Origin of the sequence: Cellulomonas sp. T2.31MG-18, from assembly GCF_964266755.1 — a bacterium.
Lineage (GTDB): Bacteria > Actinomycetota > Actinomycetes > Actinomycetales > Cellulomonadaceae > Cellulomonas.
Window position 1 is genome coordinate 472,019 of the sequence record NZ_CAXWGW010000002.1, and the last position, 16,808, is coordinate 488,826.

Annotated in this window: 14 protein-coding genes; 10 read left to right on the plus strand and 4 right to left on the minus strand. The window is 71.1% G+C overall.

Annotation, left to right across the window (positions count from 1 at the left end; translation table 11 throughout):
- Positions 1 to 21: 21 nt before the first annotated feature.
- The 8 genes from ACFQTY_RS10060 to ACFQTY_RS10095 all read left to right on the plus strand — a co-directional run bounded on the left by ACFQTY_RS10060 (position 22) and on the right by ACFQTY_RS10095 (position 10,908).
- Entirely contained in the window at positions 22 to 948 is a 927-nt protein-coding gene (locus ACFQTY_RS10060) for a TIM barrel protein (RefSeq protein ID WP_378099946.1), read from the plus strand.
- 28 nt (positions 949 to 976) lie between these two features.
- Positions 977 to 1,966: an inositol 2-dehydrogenase gene (iolG, locus tag ACFQTY_RS10065; RefSeq protein WP_378099948.1), complete on the plus strand. Its 990-nt coding sequence runs from the start codon at positions 977 to 979 to the stop codon at positions 1,964 to 1,966.
- Positions 1,967 to 2,010: 44 nt separating this feature from the next.
- The gene (locus ACFQTY_RS10070; protein WP_378099950.1) at positions 2,011 to 3,564 is read left to right on the plus strand and encodes an alpha-L-fucosidase; all 1,554 of its coding nucleotides are present in this window, start codon (positions 2,011 to 2,013) and stop codon (positions 3,562 to 3,564) included.
- A 124-nt stretch (positions 3,565 to 3,688) separates the two neighbouring features.
- Positions 3,689 to 5,692 carry a beta-glucoside-specific PTS transporter subunit IIABC gene (locus ACFQTY_RS10075; RefSeq protein WP_378099952.1) on the plus strand — a complete coding sequence of 668 codons (2,004 nt, stop codon included), beginning with the start codon at positions 3,689 to 3,691 and terminating at the stop codon, positions 5,690 to 5,692.
- Entirely contained in the window at positions 5,682 to 7,139 is a 1,458-nt protein-coding gene (locus ACFQTY_RS10080; RefSeq protein WP_378099954.1) for a glycoside hydrolase family 1 protein, read from the plus strand. The genes ACFQTY_RS10075 and ACFQTY_RS10080 overlap by 11 nt, the downstream gene beginning before the upstream one ends.
- A gap of 11 nt (positions 7,140 to 7,150) precedes the next feature.
- Positions 7,151 to 8,044 carry a PRD domain-containing protein gene (locus ACFQTY_RS10085; protein ID WP_378099956.1) on the plus strand — a complete coding sequence of 298 codons (894 nt, stop codon included), beginning with the start codon at positions 7,151 to 7,153 and terminating at the stop codon, positions 8,042 to 8,044.
- A 60-nt stretch (positions 8,045 to 8,104) separates the two neighbouring features.
- On the plus strand, positions 8,105 to 8,371 hold the full coding sequence (locus ACFQTY_RS10090) for an HPr family phosphocarrier protein (protein ID WP_378099958.1): 267 nt from the start codon (positions 8,105 to 8,107) through the stop codon (positions 8,369 to 8,371).
- A 338-nt stretch (positions 8,372 to 8,709) separates the two neighbouring features.
- Positions 8,710 to 10,908, plus strand: coding sequence for a DEAD/DEAH box helicase (locus ACFQTY_RS10095; protein ID WP_378099960.1), 2,199 nt, complete (start codon positions 8,710 to 8,712; stop codon positions 10,906 to 10,908).
- Positions 10,909 to 10,956: 48 nt separating this feature from the next.
- Here ACFQTY_RS10095 and ACFQTY_RS10100 read toward each other — a convergent pair whose 3' ends face one another.
- The 3 genes from ACFQTY_RS10100 to ACFQTY_RS10110 form a co-directional block, all read right to left on the minus strand.
- Entirely contained in the window at positions 10,957 to 11,346 is a 390-nt protein-coding gene (locus tag ACFQTY_RS10100; protein WP_378099962.1) for a hypothetical protein, read from the minus strand.
- Between the two features lie 120 nt (positions 11,347 to 11,466).
- The gene (locus ACFQTY_RS10105) at positions 11,467 to 12,282 is read right to left on the minus strand and encodes an isocitrate lyase/phosphoenolpyruvate mutase family protein (protein ID WP_378099964.1); all 816 of its coding nucleotides are present in this window, start codon (positions 12,280 to 12,282) and stop codon (positions 11,467 to 11,469) included.
- A gap of 75 nt (positions 12,283 to 12,357) precedes the next feature.
- Positions 12,358 to 13,857: an MFS transporter gene (locus ACFQTY_RS10110; RefSeq protein ID WP_378100719.1), complete on the minus strand. Its 1,500-nt coding sequence runs from the start codon at positions 13,855 to 13,857 to the stop codon at positions 12,358 to 12,360.
- 114 nt (positions 13,858 to 13,971) lie between these two features.
- Between ACFQTY_RS10110 and ACFQTY_RS10115 the strand changes: the two genes are divergently transcribed.
- The gene (locus ACFQTY_RS10115) at positions 13,972 to 14,343 is read left to right on the plus strand and encodes a VOC family protein (RefSeq protein WP_378099966.1); all 372 of its coding nucleotides are present in this window, start codon (positions 13,972 to 13,974) and stop codon (positions 14,341 to 14,343) included.
- Positions 14,344 to 14,383: 40 nt separating this feature from the next.
- Here ACFQTY_RS10115 and ACFQTY_RS10120 read toward each other — a convergent pair whose 3' ends face one another.
- A complete protein-coding gene (locus ACFQTY_RS10120) occupies positions 14,384 to 15,799 on the minus strand; it encodes a DUF2079 domain-containing protein (RefSeq protein WP_378099968.1) in 1,416 nt (471 codons plus the stop codon).
- Between the two features lie 94 nt (positions 15,800 to 15,893).
- Here ACFQTY_RS10120 and ACFQTY_RS10125 point away from each other — a divergent pair, with 94 nt between their 5' ends.
- Complete coding sequence (locus ACFQTY_RS10125) at positions 15,894 to 16,580, plus strand: response regulator transcription factor (RefSeq protein ID WP_378099970.1); 687 nt, start codon at positions 15,894 to 15,896, stop codon at positions 16,578 to 16,580.
- The last annotated feature ends 228 nt before the right edge of the window (positions 16,581 to 16,808 follow it).

The following is a 16,808-nucleotide window of genomic DNA, read 5'->3' on the forward strand; positions in this document are numbered from 1 at the left end:
CACGCACGTCTTGGAGCCGTCATGAGCAAGGCCCGCAACACCGATCCGCGGTACAGCAAGCTGACGATCGGCGTCTGCCCCGACCAGTGGGGTGTGTGGTTCCCGGACGACGAGAAGCAGATCCCCTGGGAGAAGGCGCTGGCCGAGATGGCCGAGGCCGGCTTCGAGTACATGGAGACCGGGCCGTACGGCTACTTCCCCAAGGACGCCCGGCACCTGCAGAAGGTGATGGACGACAACGGCTTCACCGTCGTCGCGGGCACCGGCTGGGGGATCCTGCACAAGGCCGACGCCTGGGCCGAGACCGAGAAGACCTTCCGCGCGATCGCCGAGACCCACGCCGCGGTCGGCGCGGAGTACATCGTGCACCTGCCCCCGATGTTCCGGGACGAGAAGACGTGGGAGTTCACCGACGACCGCGTGCTCTCGCCCGAGGCGTGGAGCCTGTACGTCGAGAACGCCAACAGGCTGGGCCAGATCCTCAAGGACGAGTACGGCCTGAAGATGGTGCTGCACCCCCACGGCGACAGCCACATCGAGACGCCGGACGACATCCACCGGGTGTTCGAGGCGACGGACCCGACCTACGTGAACCTGTGCCTGGACACCGGTCACATCGTCTACGGCGGTGGCGACCCGCTGGAGATGATCAAGAAGTACCCCGAGCGCATCTCCTACGTGCACATCAAGGCGTTCGACGTGGACCTCACGCGCGAGTCGCACGAGAAGGACTGGCCCTTCGGCGAGGCCGTCGCACGCGGCCTCTCGGTCCGGCCGCCGGCTGGCGCCCCGGACATGAAGAGCCTGGTCGACGCCCTCGCCGGCCTCGACAAGGAGCTGTACGTCATCTGCGAGCAGGACCTGTACCCCTGCGACCCGCGCCTCCCGCTGCCCAACGCCGTGATGACCCGCCAGTTCCTCGCCTCCTGCGGCCTCGGTCTGCTCTGAGCCGTCCACCACCGAGAAGGACACGAACATGCTCAGGTTCGCGATCATCGGCGCGGGTCGGATCGGCGTCGTGCACGCGCAGGCCATCGCCTCGCACCCCGACGCCGAGCTGGTGCTGGTCGCCGACCCGGTCGGCGACGCGGCCGCCCGGCTCGCCGCTGCGCACGGCGCGCGATCCACGACCGTCGTCGACGACGTCTTCGCCGCCGACGACGTCGACGCCCTCATCGTCGGGTCCCCGACCCCCTTCCACGTCGAGCAGATCGTCGCGGGCGTCGAGGCGGGCAAGGCGGTGCTCGCCGAGAAGCCGGTCGACCTGGACATCGAGCGCGTCGACCGCTGCCTGGCCGCGGTCGGTGACCGCGCCGATCGCGTCATGGTGGGCTTCAACCGACGGTTCGACCCCGGCTTCGCGGAGGTCAAGGCTCGGATCGAGCGCGGCGAGATCGGGCCGCTCGAGCAGCTGACGATCATCAGCCGCGACCCGCAGGCCCCGCCGGCGTCGTACGTCGCGCAGTCGGGCGGGATCTTCCGCGACATGACGATCCACGACCTCGACATGGCACGGTTCATGCTCGGCGACGTCGTCGAGGTCTCCGCCGCAGGCCAGAACATCGATCCCGAGATCCAGGCCGCGGGCGACTTCGACGGGGCGGTCCTCACGCTTCGCGCCGCGTCCGGCGCCCTCGCCACCATCATCAACAGCAGGCACTGCGCCACCGGGTACGACCAGCGCCTGGAGGCGTTCGGGCCGTACGGGTCGTTGCGTGCCGAGAACCACACGGCGACCCAGGTGCGGTACTTCGGCTCCCGGACCTCCGATGCCGCGGGGCCCTACCTGGACTTCTTCCTGCAGCGGTACGCCCAGGCGTACCGGGCCGAGCTCGACCACTTCGTGAAGTCCGTCGTGCAGGGCACCCGCCCCTCCCCGTCGCTGCTCGACGGGCGCGAGGCGCTGGTGCTCGCCGACGCGGCCACGTTGAGCGCCACCAAGGGGCAGCCGGTCAGGATCGACTGAGTGCATCCGGCTGCGGCCGGGCGCCCGGCTGGAAGGGAGTCGACGTGAGTGAGGTCGTTCGGCGCGGTGCCGACTGGACCGCGTTGCCGCCGGCGGTGGACGTGGCGGACAACTCGGCGGGACTGTCGGCGGTGGACGCGGTGATCGCGGCCGGGCCGTTCCGGGACAGCTGGGAGTCGCTGGCCGCCTACCAGCCGCCGCGGTGGTACCTGGACGCGAAGTTCGGCGTCTTCCTGCACTGGGGCGTCTTCTCGGTCCCCGCCTTCCACAACGAGTGGTACTCGCGGGAGATGTACCGCGCCGGCACGCCGGAGTTCGAGCACCACGTGGCGACGTACGGGCCGCAGGACGAGTTCGGGTACAAGGACTTCATCCCGTCGTTCACCATGGAGCAGTTCGACCCCGATGCGTGGGCGGCGCTGTTCCGCCGTGCCGGCGCGCAGTTCGTGGTGCCGGTGGCGGAGCACCACGACGGGTTCGCGATGTACGACACGGACCGGTCCCGGTGGAAGGCCACCGTGATGGGTCCGCGCCGGGACGTGCTCGGCGACCTGCTCGATGCCACGCGGCGTGCCTGGCTGGTGGCCGGGGCGTCGTCGCACCGTGCCGAGCACTGGTTCTTCATGAACGGCGGCGCCCGGTTCGACTCCGACGTGCTGGACCCGGCCTTCGTGGACTTCTACGGCCCGGCCCAGCGGGAGGAGACCGCGCCGAACGAGCAGTTCCTCGAGGACTGGCTGCTGCGGACGGTCGAGATCGTCGACCGGTACCGGCCGCAGGTGCTCTGGTTCGACTGGTGGATCGAGCAGCCGGCGTTCGAGCCCTACGTGCGCAAGCTGGCGGCGTACTACTACAACCGTGCTGCCCAGTGGGGGCGCGAGGTCGTCATCAACTACAAGTGGACGTCCTTCGCGGACGGAAGTGCGGTGTACGACGTCGAGCGGGGGTCGATCGCCGGGATCCGTCCGCAGGTGTGGCAGAACGACACGTCGGTCTCGCGCAGCTCCTGGGGCTGGGTCGAGGGCCACGACTACAAGTCGGTGGCCGACCTGGTGGGCGAGCTCGTGGACGTCGTGGCGAAGAACGGGGTCCTGCTGCTGAACGTGGGGCCCACCCCTGAGGGCACCATCCCCGCGGCCGAGCAGGAGCTCCTCAAAGGCATCGGCGCCTGGTTGTCGCGCAACGGGGAGGCGATCTACGGCACACGCCCGTGGGCGGTGGCGGGCGAGGGGCCGACGGCGGTGGCCGTCGGGTCGTTCGTCGACCACGAGGCCACGGCCTACACCTCGGCGGACGTGCGGTTCACGTCACGCACGGACGTCACGGGTGACCACGTCTACGCCATCGTGCTGCGGCGGCCCGCGGACGGGACGGCGCGGATCGAGTCGTTCGGGTCAGGTCGGGGACTGCTGACCCGGGGGATCCGCGCGGTGAGCGTGCTGGGTCAGGCGGACGCGCCGCAGTGGCGGCAGGACCATGCGGCGCTGACCGTGGAGCTGGGCCCTGCCCCTGACGGTGGGACGGATGTCGGCGTGGTGGTCAAGGTCTCGCTCGACGCCGAAGCGACGCGTCAGCGCACCGACGTGGTCCACGGCTGACGGCGCCGTTCGCGGCCCGCCGGGCCGGCGCCTCGGGACGTCGATGGACGGGTTGACAGCGCGCAGGGTCGGTGCCAGGCTCGGCGCCACACCAGACATGTGACCGGTTTCCGGGCAGGATCTGATGGTCGTGGCACCTCGCGGTGCCGCCGCCGTCAGGTCCTTTTTTTGTTGCCCGAACGCGGCCACGCACGGAACGAAGGAGTTCACCGTGGACTACGCGAAGACGGCCGGCGGCATCCTGGACGCCGTCGGCGGGCCGGGCAACGTGACTCACCTCGAGCACTGCTCGACGCGCCTGCGATTCACCGTCGCGGACACGAAGAAGGTCGACCACGCCCGCCTGAAGGCGGTGCCCGGCGTGATGGGCGTCGTCGGCATCCAGCCCCAGGTGGTCATCGGCAACGACGTCGTCGAGGTGCACGCCGCACTGTCCAGGCTGAGCGGGATGGGCGGCGCCGGCGCCGGGGCCGGGCACGCAGCGGGGACGGCCGTGGCGGGCGGGACACCGGCCGAGGCGTCCCAGGGCGGCTGGGGTGCGCGGATCCTCGACTTCATCGTCGGGGTGTTCCAACCCCTGATCCCCGCGATCGCCGGTGCCGGCGTGCTGAAGTCGTTGATGCTGCTGGCGACGATGTTCGGCCTGTCCAAGAACGGGGCGACCTACACCACGCTGGTCGCCATCAGCGACGCGACCTTCTTCTTCCTGCCGTTGCTGGTGGCAGTGACCACGGCCACCAAGCTGAACACCAACCGGCTGGTGGCGGTCGCGGCCGTGTCCGTGCTGGTGCTGCCGTCGATGACCAAGCGGATGGCCGACGGCACCTCGGTGTTCGGGCTGGCGATCCCGAACGTCACCTACTCCTCGCAGGTGTTCCCCGCCGTCCTCGCAGTGCTGCTGCTCGCCGTCGTCGAACGGTTCCTCACACGGGTGACGCCGAAGCCCATCCGCATCTTCTTCGTGCCGATGGTCGGGCTGCTGGTGACAGTGCCCGTGACGCTGCTGTTCCTCGGCCCGCTCGGTTTCCGGCTGGGCACCGGGTTCACCACCGGCGTGCTGTGGGTGTTCCACACGCTCGGCTGGGTGGCGTTCCCGCTGCTGGCCGTGGCACTGCCGTTCATCATCTCCGTCGGCATGCACAAGGCGTTCATCCCGTACGTGGTCAACCAGCTGAGCACCGCCGGCTACGAGCCTCTGTACAACCCGGTCTCGCTGGCACACAACATCGCGGAGTCCGGCGCCAGCTTCGGCGTGGCGCTGCGGACCAAGGACACCGAGATGCGCTCCACCGGGGTCTCGGCCGGCCTGTCGGCACTGTTCGGCATCACCGAGCCGGCGCTCTACGGCATCACCATCCAGAACAAGCGAGCCCTGATCAGCGTCCTGTCCGGCGCCGCCGCTGGGGCCACGTGGCTCGGCGTGACCCACGTGACCTCGTACGTGGCCGTCGGCCCCGGCCTCGCGAGCATGTCGATGTTCATCAACGCCAACGACCCGCGCAACATCGTCAACGCGATCGTCGGCGCCGCGATCGCCTTCGTCACCGCGTTCGTCGTCGCGATGCTGACCTGGAGCGACGCCGCCTCGGCCACGCTCAAGGTGCGCGGCGTCGTCGCCGCGAAGGCTCCCGTGGACCCGGACCAGGCGCTGAGCCCGCACGACGTCCTCAGCCCGACGGACGGCACCGTCGTACCTCTCGCCGAGGTCTCCGACCGCGTGTTCGCCGGTGGCGTGCTGGGCGACGGGTGCGCCGTCCGGCCCACGTCCGGCGAGTTCCGGAGCCCGGCGGCAGGCGTGGTGTCGATGCTCTTCGACACCCACCACGCCGTCGCCGTGAGCTCCGACGACGGGGTCGACCTGCTGATCCACGTGGGGCTGGACACCGTCCGGCTGAACGGCACGCACTTCACCGCGCACGTGACGAAGGGCGATCGGGTCGAGGTGGGGCAGCTGCTGATCACCGCCGATCTGGACGCGATCCGCGCGGACGGGTACGACACCACCACGCCGGTCGTGGTGACCAACGGCGCAGCCGTCCACGTGGGCCTGGTCCGTGCGGGTGCTCAGGTGACGGCCGGCGCCCCGCTGTTCCCCGTCTCGACCAGGGCGACCGCCGATGTTTCCTGACGGGTTCCTCTGGGGCGGCGCCCTCGCAGCCAACCAGTGCGAGGGCGCCTGGGATGCCGACGGCCGTGGGCCCTCGGTAGCCGACGTCGCCACCTACAAGCCCGCGCTCGCCAACACCGAGTACGCCGCCCACCACGCCGTGACCCTCGCCTCGATCGCCGAGGCGATGGCGACGGCGGACGTCACGTACTTCCCCAAGCGGCGTGGCATCGACCTGTACCACCGGTGGGAGGGCGACCTGGACCTCTTCGCCGAGCTCGGCTTCACCGTCCTGCGGGTCTCGATCGCCTGGAGCCGGCTCTACCCGACGGGTTTCGAGAACGAGCCGAACCAGGCGGGCGTCGCGTTCTACCGGCGGCTGTTCGAGGGGATGCGCGCGCGGGGGATCCAGCCACTGGTGACGCTGTCGCACTACGAGATGCCGCTCGAGCTGGCCACCCGGCTGAACGGGTGGGCGAACCGGGAGGTGATCGCGCTGTTCGCGCGGTTCGCCCGCACGTGCTTCACCGAGTACGGCGACCTGGTGAGCCTCTGGCTGACCTTCAACGAGATCGACTCGATCATCCGGCACCCCTTCACCTCGGGTGGGGTCATCGAGGAGCTCTGCGAGGACGGTCTCGAGGTGGCGTGCTACCGCGCTGCGCACCACCAGTTCGTCGCCTCCGCCATCGCGACCCGGGACCTGCATGCGCTGGTGCCCGGAGCGCAGATGGGCTGCATGCTCACGATGCTCACCACCTACCCGCGCACGTGCCATCCGGACGACGTGGCGGCCACCCAGGCGAAGAACCTGCACAACCACTTCTTCGCCGACGTGCAGGTGTCCGGGGAGTACCCGCCGATCGAGCTCGCCGCCATGAGGCGCAAGGGCCTGTCGGTGCCGTGGGAGGCGGGCGACGACGCGCTGCTGCGCGAGCACACCGTCGACTTCGTCTCGTTCAGCTACTACATGTCGATGACGGAGTCGGTCGACCCGGATGCGGACCGCACGCCCGGCAACACGATCATGGGCGTGAAGAACCCGTACCTGCCGAGCAACGACTGGGGGTGGCAGATCGACCCCGTCGGGCTCCGCATCTCACTCATCGACCTCTACGACCGCTACCGGAAGCCGCTGTTCGTCGTCGAGAACGGTCTGGGCTACGCCGACTCGGTCGACACCGACGGTCGCATCCGCGACCCGTACCGGGTGGACTACTTCCGCGCCCACATCGAGCAGATGGCGCTGGCCATCGAGGCCGGCGTGGACCTGCGCGGCTACACCTCCTGGGCGCCGATCGACCTGATCAGCGCGTCGTCGTCGCAGATGTCCAAGCGGTACGGGTTCATCTACGTCGACCAGGACGACCTGGGGCGCGGCACGCTCGCCCGGTCACGCAAGGACTCCTTCACCTGGATGCAGCACGTGATCGCCACCAACGGCGCCGACCTGGCACCGATCGGCTGAGTGGGCCCCTGATGTCCGAGCCCCAGCGGATCACGAAGGTGCTGAACTCCAGCGTCGTGCTCGCGACGGACGAGAACGGGCGCGAGTGCATCCTGCTGGGTCGCGGCATCGGCTACGGGCACAAACCCGGTGAGACGGTCGACGCCGGCGTGGTGGACCGGGTGTTCCTCCCGGTCGACGATCCCGACTCGCGCGCACTGGTCGACCTGCTCGACACGATCCCGGCGACGTACGCGCTGCTGGCTCGGGACGTGATCGCGCTCGCCCGGACGGGCCTCAAGGTGGACCTGCATCCACACCTGCTGCTGGTGCTGACCGACCACCTGCACTTCGCCGCCGAGCGGCATGCGCAGGGCATGCGGGTGGTGAACCGGCTGAGCTGGGAGATGCGCACGTACTACCCCGACGAGTACGCGGTGGGACTCGACGCGCTGCAGCTGGTCAACGAGCGGCTGACTCTCGACCTCCCCGAGGACGAGGCGACGAACATCGCGTTCCACCTGGTCAACGCCCGCAACGACAGCGCGTCGGCGTTCGACGCGCTCCGGGCGGCCACCCTGATCTCGGAGATGGTCGCGATCGTCTCCTATCGGACGGGCCGCACCCTGGCGCCGCAGGACCAGGACCACCGACGCTTCGTCGTGCACCTGCAGTTCTTCGCCGACCGGCTGCTGACAGGGCGGCTGCTCGACCGGGACGACGGGTTCCTGTACGAGCAGATGCGCACCAAGTACCCCCAGGCGCTCGAGACGGCGCTGCTGCTCGGCGAGCACGTGCGGAGCCGGTACGACGTCGACCTGCCGTCCGAGGAGCTCGGCTACCTGGGCCTGCACGTTCAACGGCTCCTCAGCGCGGAGTCCACCGACGCAGAGCCACGGCCGCCGGGCGGGCCGAACGCCGACTGACATCCGCGGCGCGCACCGCTGCCCGCCACTCCGCACCCCTACCTGACCAGGAGATCCACCATGCTGCACAGGACCGTGACCGTCGGATCGGCGTCCGGGCTGCACGCCCGGCCCGCGGCCCTCTTCTCCAAGGCCGCCGCCGAGGCCGGTGTCCCCGTGCTGATCAGCAAGCCGGGCGGTGACCCGGTCGACGCCGCGAGCCTGCTCTCGGTGATGGCCCTCGGAGCCGGGCATGGCGACGAGGTGGTGCTGGCCTCGCCCGACGAGGCAGCCGGGGACGTGCTGGACCGGCTCGCCGAGCTTCTGGTCACCGACCTCGACGCCTGACCCTCTCGGCCCGGCGGGACGCCGACGTGTCGGTCGGACTCAATTCCGTACCGTTCGCGTTTGCTCGGATAGGCTTCCGCCAGGTTCACGCCACCGTGGTGCGCGTCAGCACCGACCAACGTGACCCGTACGGCCCCACCGTCCGCGCCTGGCATCACCGGACTGCGCCTCGCTCTCCGCGCCAGTGCCCGCGGTTCTGATCTGCCCGAGCTGTCGGCGCCGGTCACCGAGTCCCTCGGTGGCAGCGGCGCACACCTGCGCGGCGATCGTCGGGCGCCGTGGGTCCGCGTCGGGTCGGCCCGTTGACCCACGTGTGGGTGCTCCGCGAAGGAGGAGATGTGGCCCGAGCAGGCCAGCGCGGTCAGGGCACCACCCGGAGCGACTCCGGACGCACCCGCAACGACTCCGGTCGTCCCCGGACCGACTCCGGGGCGCCACGACGCCGCAGCCCGCGCCCCGACCAGCAGGGGATCATCCCGGTGCTGGCGGAGGTGGCCGGTGAGGTGGAGCGCGCCGTGCAGCGGCCGCCGATCCGCCCGTCGACCCGCACCAAGTTCCAGGTGGTGGCGCTGCTGGTGCGCGAGGAGCGCGCCCGCACCATGGCCGACGCGAGCCTGGGCCCGTCGCGACGCGGCGAGCAGCTCAAGCGTCTGGACGGGGTGGCGACGATGCTGGCCCGCATCGCCGCGCGGGACACCTCCCTGCTGCACCTGCTGGACGACGACGCCCGCGTCTCCGACGGCGCCCGCGCCTACAAGGCGCAGCTGATGCGGGCCGGTGGCCTCGAAGTGCCCGACGAGCCCGAGCCGACACCGCCGCCCACCCCGGCGCCGACCGTCGAGAAGCGGGTGATCCCGCAGTCGGTGCTGTCCCACCAGCTGTCCAACCCGTTCCTCGCGCCCGACTACTCGGCGGCCGCCCAGCGCATCGCCGTCAAGCCGCGCCGGCTGGCCGGGTGGGAGCTGCTGGAGCCGCTGTTCCGCTCGTTCGAGGAGGCGTCGGCCGGCGCCCCGGCGTGCATGCCGCTGCCCGAGCCACGGTTCGTGCCGCTTCCCCCCGGTCGGCAGCTGATGCCGCACCAGGCCGGCGTGGTCGCGGCCGCCGCCGGCGGGCACCGCACCTTCCTGCTGGCCGACGAGCCCGGTCTGGGCAAGACGGCGCAGGCGCTGGTCGCCGCGCAGGTGACCAACTCCTACCCGCTGCTGGTGGTGGTGCCCAACGTCGTGAAGACGAACTGGGCCCACGAGGTGGGCATGTGGACCCCGCTGCGCCGCGCGACCGTGGTCCACGGCGACGGTGACACGGTGGACGCCTTCGCCGACGTGGTGATCGTCAACTACGAGATCCTCGACCGGCACGTCGGCTGGATGGGCGACTTCGGCTTCCGCGGGATGATCGTCGACGAGGCCCACTTCATCAAGAACAAGGGCTCGCAGCGCTCCCAGAACGTGCTGGCGGTGTCGCAGCGCATCCGTGAACGCATCGCCCGGCCGCTGCTGATGGCCCTCACCGGCACCCCGCTGATCAACGACATCGAGGACTTCCGGGCCATCTGGCAGTTCCTCGGCTGGATCGACGACACCAAGCCGCTCGGGTCGCTGATGGCCGCGCTCGAGGAGACCGAGCTGACGCCGGCCGACCGCGGGTTCTCGTCCGCCGCCCGGACCGCCGTGATCGAGCAGGGCATCGTCCGACGCCGCAAGGTCGACGTGGTGGCGGACATCCCCGCCCGTCGGGTGGCCGACCTGCCGGTAGAGCTCGACGGGGCCATCGGACGCTCCATCCGCGCCGCCGAGGCCGCACTCGCCCAGCGCATGGTGGCGCACTACCGGTCGGCGGTGGCGTCGCGCACCGTCGGGCATCCGGGACGCACCGTGGAGGGCCTCGACCTGGAGCTGGTGCGCCGCGTGGCCGCCGCCGAGCTCAAGGACTCCAGCGAGAAGTCCACCGGCGACAACGTGTTCAGCATGGTGCGGCGCATCGGCCAGGCGAAGGCCGGGCTGGCCGCCGACTACACCGCCCAGCTGGCCCGCAACGTCGGCAAGGTCGTCTTCTTCGCCAAGCACATCGACGTGATGGACCAGGCCGAGCAGACCTTTGCCGACCGCGGGATCAAGTACGCGTCCATCCGCGGTGAGCAGACGCCACGGGTGCGGGCGAAGAACATCAAGGCGTTCACCGAGGACCCCGAGGTGCAGGTGGTGGTCTGCTCGCTGACGGCCGCCGGCGTGGGGATCAACCTGCAGGTGGCGTCCAACATGGTGCTCGCCGAGCTGTCCTGGACCGACGCCGAGCAGACGCAGGCCATCGACCGCATCCACCGCATCGGCCAGGCCGAACCGGTCACCGCCTGGCGCATCATCGCCGCGCAGACCATCGACGCGAAGATCGCCGAGCTGATCGACCAGAAGTCCGGCCTCGCGGCGCGGGCGCTGGACGGGGCGGGGGAGCAGGAGGGCTCGGCGTCGGCCGACGTGCAGCTGGAGGCCCTGGTCAGCCTGCTGACGGACGCGCTGGCGGCGGAGGGCGTTGCCTGACGCGATGGGCGGTCGCCATCGCGGTGGGGTGGCGTCGAGGTGTGCGCCTCACCCTTCCGCGAGGCACCGCAGGATGTCCGTGGCGGATGTGACGACGACGGCTTGATGGGCGAGGCCGTCCGGCAGGTGCATCCGCATCGCCTCGGTCGCGATCATCGGGGCAGCGCCCGCCGGCATGACTGTCATGCCGGCTCGGACAGCCACGTCTGCCAGCAGGGCCCATGCCTGCTGACTGCTGACGTGGTTCACCATGAAGCCACCGCCCGGATCATCGATGCCGTAGAGGTCGGCGGTCCCGTCATCAAAGCGGAGCTCGGCGAAGTCGAAGTTGGGGTCCGTCCGGGCGACGTGCGGCGCAAGCAGAGCCCCGACGAACGTTCCGTCGGCGCGAGCTGCCTCGCCGTCGACGAATCGCTGGACGTGGACGTCGAAGCTCATGCGATCGACACCGTCGTCCGCACGCCTTTTCGGCCGTAGACAACTACTTGGGCCACGAGGGCACAGTACTGACCGCATGCCGACAGCCGGCGACGCCCCCGCCGGGCGGACGCGCCTCGATCAGAAGCTGAACCGCCGCTGGAGGTCGGCGTAGCCGAGGGCGCCGTTCAGGAAGCCGAGGGTACCGGTGTCGAGGAGCTCGTGCCCGGCCCGCTCCAGCGCGCCGTAGGCCGCGCGGGCCAGGCTGCCGCCGAGGCTGATCCGCTTCACGCCGAGCGAGAAGAGGGTCGGCGCGTCGATGGTGCTGGCCAGGCCGGCCACCACGTTGAGCGGTGCCGGGATGGCCGCGGCCAGCCGGCGGATGGTCTCCGCCTCGACGACACCCGGCACGAAGATGCAGTCGGCGCCCGCATCGATGTACCGGTGGGCGCGCTCCACGGTCCGGTCGAACGGGTCGTCGGTCGCGCCGACGAAGTACGTGTCGGTCCGGGCGTTCAGCACGAAGGTGCCGCGGGGTGCGGCGGCACGGGCGGCGACGATCCGCTCCACGGCGGGTTCGAGGTCGAACAGGCGTCCGTCGGCGGCGTCCTCCAGGTTGCCGCCCACAGCCCCGAGCTCCACGGCACGGGCCACCGTGGCGGCCACGTCGTCGGGCGTCGGGCCGTAGCCGGACTCCAGGTCGGCGGTGACCGGCACCGAGACGGCAGCGACGATGCGGGCGACGTGCTCGAGCATCGTTTCGCGGTCGACCCCGCCGCCGTCGGGCACCCCGAGCGACCAGGCGATCCCCGCGCTCGTCGTCGCGATGGCGGGGAAGCCCACCTGCTCGAGGATGCGCGCAGAGCCGCCGTCCCAGGCGTTCGGGAGCACGAAGCCCGGGCCCGTGTGCAGGGCGAGGAACGCGGCGGCCTTCTCGGCGGAGCTGTGGGCGGTCATCGCGCCATCGTCCGCGTCGGCGGCTCGCCGCGGTAGTCCCGCACGGTCGTGACCAGGTGGTCTCCTCGTCGGCGGTTACGACTCGTCGGCGGTGACCGCCGGCCCGGAGGTCTCATGGATGGGCGGACCGCCCACGTCGCAGCTGTACCGCTCGTGAGGGGCGGGCGGCGCCGCACCGGCGCGGGGGTTCCGGATGGTCAGCGCGGCGATCGCGCCGCCGACGACGAGCAGGCAGGCGCAGATGGTCATCGCGACCCGGAATCCCTGGTGGAACGACGCCGGGTTCTGGTAGTCGGCACCGGAGATGCCGGCCAGTGCCGGCAGCACGGCGATCGCCAGCAGGCCGCCGGTGCGGGCGACCGCATTGTTCACACCGGACGCGACGCCTGCGTCGCGGTCCGCGGCCGCGGCCAGGACGGTGGCGGTCAGGGGCGCCACCATCACGGCCAGGCCGAGGCCCAGCAGCGTCACCGCTGGCAGCACCTCGGTGAGGTAGGCGCTGTGCAGGCCGAGGCGCAGCATCAGCAGTACGCCGGCGGCCGCGACCAGCGGCCCGGCGGTCATCTGCAGCCGGGGGCCGATCCTCGTCGCCACCGCCCCGGAGCGCGCCGAGAGCAGCAGCATCAGCGCGGTCACCGGTAGGAGCGCGGCACCGGCCAGCAGCGGGGAGAAGCCGGACACCACCTGCAGGTTGACCACCAGCAGGAAGAACACGCCGCCCAGTGCGGCGTACACGGCGAAGGTCACCAGGTTGGCGGCGGTGAACTGCCGGTTGGCGAAGAGCCGGGGCGGCAGCATCGGGTGCCTGCTGCGTCGTTCGGTCAGCCAGAAGCCGACCAGGGCCACCAGTCCGGCCGCGCCGAGCAGCTGCACGCCGACGGACCAGCCAGCCGCGGCGCCGGTCAGGGCGTACGTCAGCGCCCCCAGCCCGACGGCGACGAGCACCGCGCCCTGCGCGTCGAGCCGGGTGTCGGCGTCGGGGTCGCGCGACTCCGGCACGTGCCGTCGCGCGATCACCACCACAGCCGCGGCGAGCGGCACGTTGATCAGGAAGATCCACCGCCACCCCGGCCCGGCCACCAGGTAGCCGCCGACGAACGGCGCCAGCGCGGCCGCCACCCCGCTGAACCCGGACCAGACGCCGATCGCCTTGGCGCGGTCGTCCGGCACGAAGGACGACGAGATCAGCGACAGGCTGCCCGGCGTGAGCAGCGCCGCTCCGACGCCCTGCAGCGCCCGCACCGCCACCAGCACCCCGATGGTCGGCGCCAGCGCGCACAGCATCGACGCCACCGCGAACCAGACGACGCCGACCAGGAAGACGCGCCGCCGTCCGAACCGGTCGCCGAGCGAGCCGGCCAGCAGGATCAGCGCCGCCAGGGTCAGCGTGTAGGCGTTGACGGTCCACTGCAGACCGCTGAACCCCGCACCCAGGTCCCGGCCCATCCGCGGCAGCGCGACGTTGACCACTGTCGCGTCGATCCCGGCCAGTGCCGAGCCGAGCACCGTGGCGACCAGCACCCAGCGGCCGGCCGGCGCGGTGAGCGTCAGACGTGCGCCGGCGGGCTTGTCCATGGGCACGGTGCGAGCTCCTCCCGACGACGGTCGGTCCCATGGTGCGTGACGGGCGCGACGATCGGCAGCAAATGGGAAGGCAATCCTTAGTCGGCTCGTCATAGGGTGCGGCACATGGCATCTCGCATCTCTGAGCTGGTCATCGACTGCCACGACCCCAAGCTGCTGGCCGACTTCTGGTGCCAGGTGCTGGGCTTCACGGTTCTCGGGGAGGAGGACGGCTACCTCGAGATCGGGCCGGAGGAGGGGTTCGGCGGTCTGCAGCCGACCCTGATCTTCAGCCCGACGACGGAGCCGAAGACCACCAAGCTGCGGCTGCACATCGACATCAACCCCGTCGGCGCCGACCAGGACGCGGAGCTGGAGCGGCTGCTGGCGCTCGGCGCGCGCCCGGCGGACGTCGGCCAGACGGGCGAGGAGTCCTGGCACGTGCTGCAGGACCCGGAGGGCAACGAGTTCTGCCTGCTGCGCCAACGGCTCAGCTGACGCCTCTCCGAGCAGAGCCGAGCCGGGACTCGCATCGGCCTCATTCCTCGCGCTCGAGCAGCACCACTCCGTCTGCGGCCTCGACGGTGCGATAGCCATGCGCGCGCGCTGAGGCGATCAGCTCGACGAGCCCCGCACCATCGACGGGGTACTGGCGAACGATCGACGTGTCGGCCACGACGAACCGGGCCCGTGACCGGTCGAGCGGAACGATGCCGAGCAGGCTCACGTCCGCACGGTCGGTGAGCTGGGGGGCCAGCGAGTTCGACGCCGCCACCGTCACGTCGTCGGGAATGCGCGCGAGCACCTCACGGGCGGCGCGTTCATGGACGCTCGGCCGCCACAGGCCGGGGGTGGCGAGCTGCATCAGCGGCGACACCGTGAGCAGCGCCGCCGTCGCGACGACGCTCGCCGACAGCAGGCCCCGCTGGTGCGCGGCCGTCCACCCGGCACCGCGTCGCAGTCGGACGAGCCCGTCGACGAAGGCCGCGGTCACGACGGGCACCAGTACCGCGTCGTAGTGGAAGGCCGTCCCCCAGTACTGGGGATTGTCGGAGAGAAACCGCCACGCCAGCGTCGGCACCGCGATCAGCACCAGCGGTGAGCGCAGGGCGACGAACGCGGTGGGCAGCAGAAGGAGCACCACCGTCGTGAGCTTGAGGTGGTTGGTCAGCACCGTGCCGGCCTGGGTGATCACGGTGTCGAGGTCCATCTGGCCGGTGTACTGATTCACGCCCGCCGGGTTCATCGCCGGGATGAGGACGAGGGTCTCCAGCGCCGTGGACGCCACGCCGAACAACGCCGTTCCGATGCCGAGCCGACGATCGCTCGTCGCGCGTCCGGCGACGGCGATCAGGAGTCCGATTGCCGCGACGGTGAGCCCGAGGTCTTCCTTGACCAGCACGAGAGGTGCTGCCCAGAGCGCTGCCGTCCGCCAGCGGCGACGTCCGAGGGCGGTCATGGCGAAGGCGAGCAGGGGCACGGCGAAGGTGATCTCGTGGAAGTCGAACGCGTCCGCGTGCCAGAGGCCCCCCGCCAGCCCGTAGCTCGACGACACGACGATCGCGGCCGGAGCACCGAGGGCGCGCGTCGTCCAGAGCGCGAGTGGCACCACGCCGACGGCGAGCAGCGCGGCCTGCGCGACGAGCAGGGTCTCGGCGCGAGGCACCACGGCATACACCGGAGCGAGCAGGGCGAGGATCGGTGAGAAGTGGTCACCGAGCAGCGAGTAGTCCACGCCCTTGAGCAGCGACGTGGGAAGCCGTCCCTCGGCATAGGAGCGCACGCCCTGCTCGAAGATGCCGAGGTCGTAGCCGCTGGTCCGCAGCCGCGCATGCCGCAGCAGCGACAGCGTCGAGAAGAGGACGGCGAGAACGGCCGCGCTCGCCCAGGCGAGGAGCACCGGCGCGCGGAGCGACCGCTGCACGTGGGACGCGACCGACAGGGTGGACGCCATGAGGTGCACGTTCCGGCCGGTCCACTGGTGCGCGGCTGACGGACCCTGACGTCGGCGTCAGGATCGCCGGTCGACGCGGTGCAAGACTTCGGCTGTGCGCATTCTGGTCGTCGACGATGAGCGGGCGTTTGCCGACATCCTCGCGACCGGCCTCACCGCCGAGGGTTTCACGGTGGACACCGCATACGACGGGCGCAGCGGATATCTCCTGGCAGCGACGGGGGCGTACGCCGCCATTGTGCTCGATCTGATGATGCCGCAGATGAACGGTTTCGCCGTGTGCGCGCGGCTGCGCGCCGAAGGAATCGCGACACCGGTGATCGTGCTGACCGCGAAACAGGGGGAGTACGACGAGGTCGAGGCGTTGCAGAGCGGCGCCGACGACTACCTGCGCAAGCCTTTCCGCTATCCCGTTCTCGTCGCCCGGTTGCAGGCCCTGCTGCGGCGCCCGGCCGCGATCGCCGACGGGATCGTGACGGTGGGCGACCTCGTCGTGGATGCCGGTCGCCGCCGGGTGAGCCGGGGCCCGCACGCCATCGAGGTCGGCGGCCGCGAGTGGACCATCCTCGAGACGCTCGCGCGGGCCGCCGGCACGGTGGTGTCGAAGGAGGAGCTGCTGCTCGAGGCCTGGCCGGGCGAGGCCGATGACGTCAACCTCGTGGAAGCGCGCGTGAGCTCGCTGCGCCGCAAGATCGACACCCCGTTCGGGCGCCGGTCGCTGCAGACGGTGCGGGGGGCGGGCTACCGGCTCGTCGACGACCGGGCGCAGGCCGACCGGTGACGCGGCTCCGTCTGCCGATCGCCGCCCGGATCGCACTGGCGGCCGGGCTGCTCGCGGCGGTCCTGCTGACCGCGGGAGCGCTCGCGGTGCGGGCCGCGATCCACTCGGCGCAGCTGCGTGCGACACAGCAACTGGCGGGGGTGGAGGCGTGGCAGATCACGGACGCCACCCGCGCCGGTGTCCGCCTGTACGGCGAGTTCGGCTCCCTGCCGTACCAGCTGGTCCGCG

What these genes read in the sequence shown, in the direction of transcription:
- ACFQTY_RS10060 (WP_378099946.1), top strand. Translation starts at nt 22, where the DNA reads ATGAGCAAGGCCCGCAACACCGATCCGCGGTACAGCAAGCTGACGATC.
- iolG (WP_378099948.1), top strand. Translation starts at nt 977, where the DNA reads ATGCTCAGGTTCGCGATCATCGGCGCGGGTCGGATCGGCGTCGTGCAC.
- ACFQTY_RS10075 (WP_378099952.1), top strand. Translation starts at nt 3,689, where the DNA reads ATGGTCGTGGCACCTCGCGGTGCCGCCGCCGTCAGGTCCTTTTTTTGT.
- ACFQTY_RS10080 (WP_378099954.1), top strand. Translation starts at nt 5,682, where the DNA reads ATGTTTCCTGACGGGTTCCTCTGGGGCGGCGCCCTCGCAGCCAACCAG.
- ACFQTY_RS10085 (WP_378099956.1), top strand. Translation starts at nt 7,151, where the DNA reads ATGTCCGAGCCCCAGCGGATCACGAAGGTGCTGAACTCCAGCGTCGTG.
- ACFQTY_RS10090 (WP_378099958.1), top strand. Translation starts at nt 8,105, where the DNA reads ATGCTGCACAGGACCGTGACCGTCGGATCGGCGTCCGGGCTGCACGCC.
- ACFQTY_RS10100 (WP_378099962.1), bottom strand. Translation starts at nt 11,346, where the DNA reads ATGAGCTTCGACGTCCACGTCCAGCGATTCGTCGACGGCGAGGCAGCT.
- ACFQTY_RS10105 (WP_378099964.1), bottom strand. Translation starts at nt 12,282, where the DNA reads ATGACCGCCCACAGCTCCGCCGAGAAGGCCGCCGCGTTCCTCGCCCTG.
- ACFQTY_RS10110 (WP_378100719.1), bottom strand. Translation starts at nt 13,857, where the DNA reads ATGGACAAGCCCGCCGGCGCACGTCTGACGCTCACCGCGCCGGCCGGC.
- ACFQTY_RS10115 (WP_378099966.1), top strand. Translation starts at nt 13,972, where the DNA reads ATGGCATCTCGCATCTCTGAGCTGGTCATCGACTGCCACGACCCCAAG.
- ACFQTY_RS10120 (WP_378099968.1), bottom strand. Translation starts at nt 15,799, where the DNA reads ATGGCGTCCACCCTGTCGGTCGCGTCCCACGTGCAGCGGTCGCTCCGC.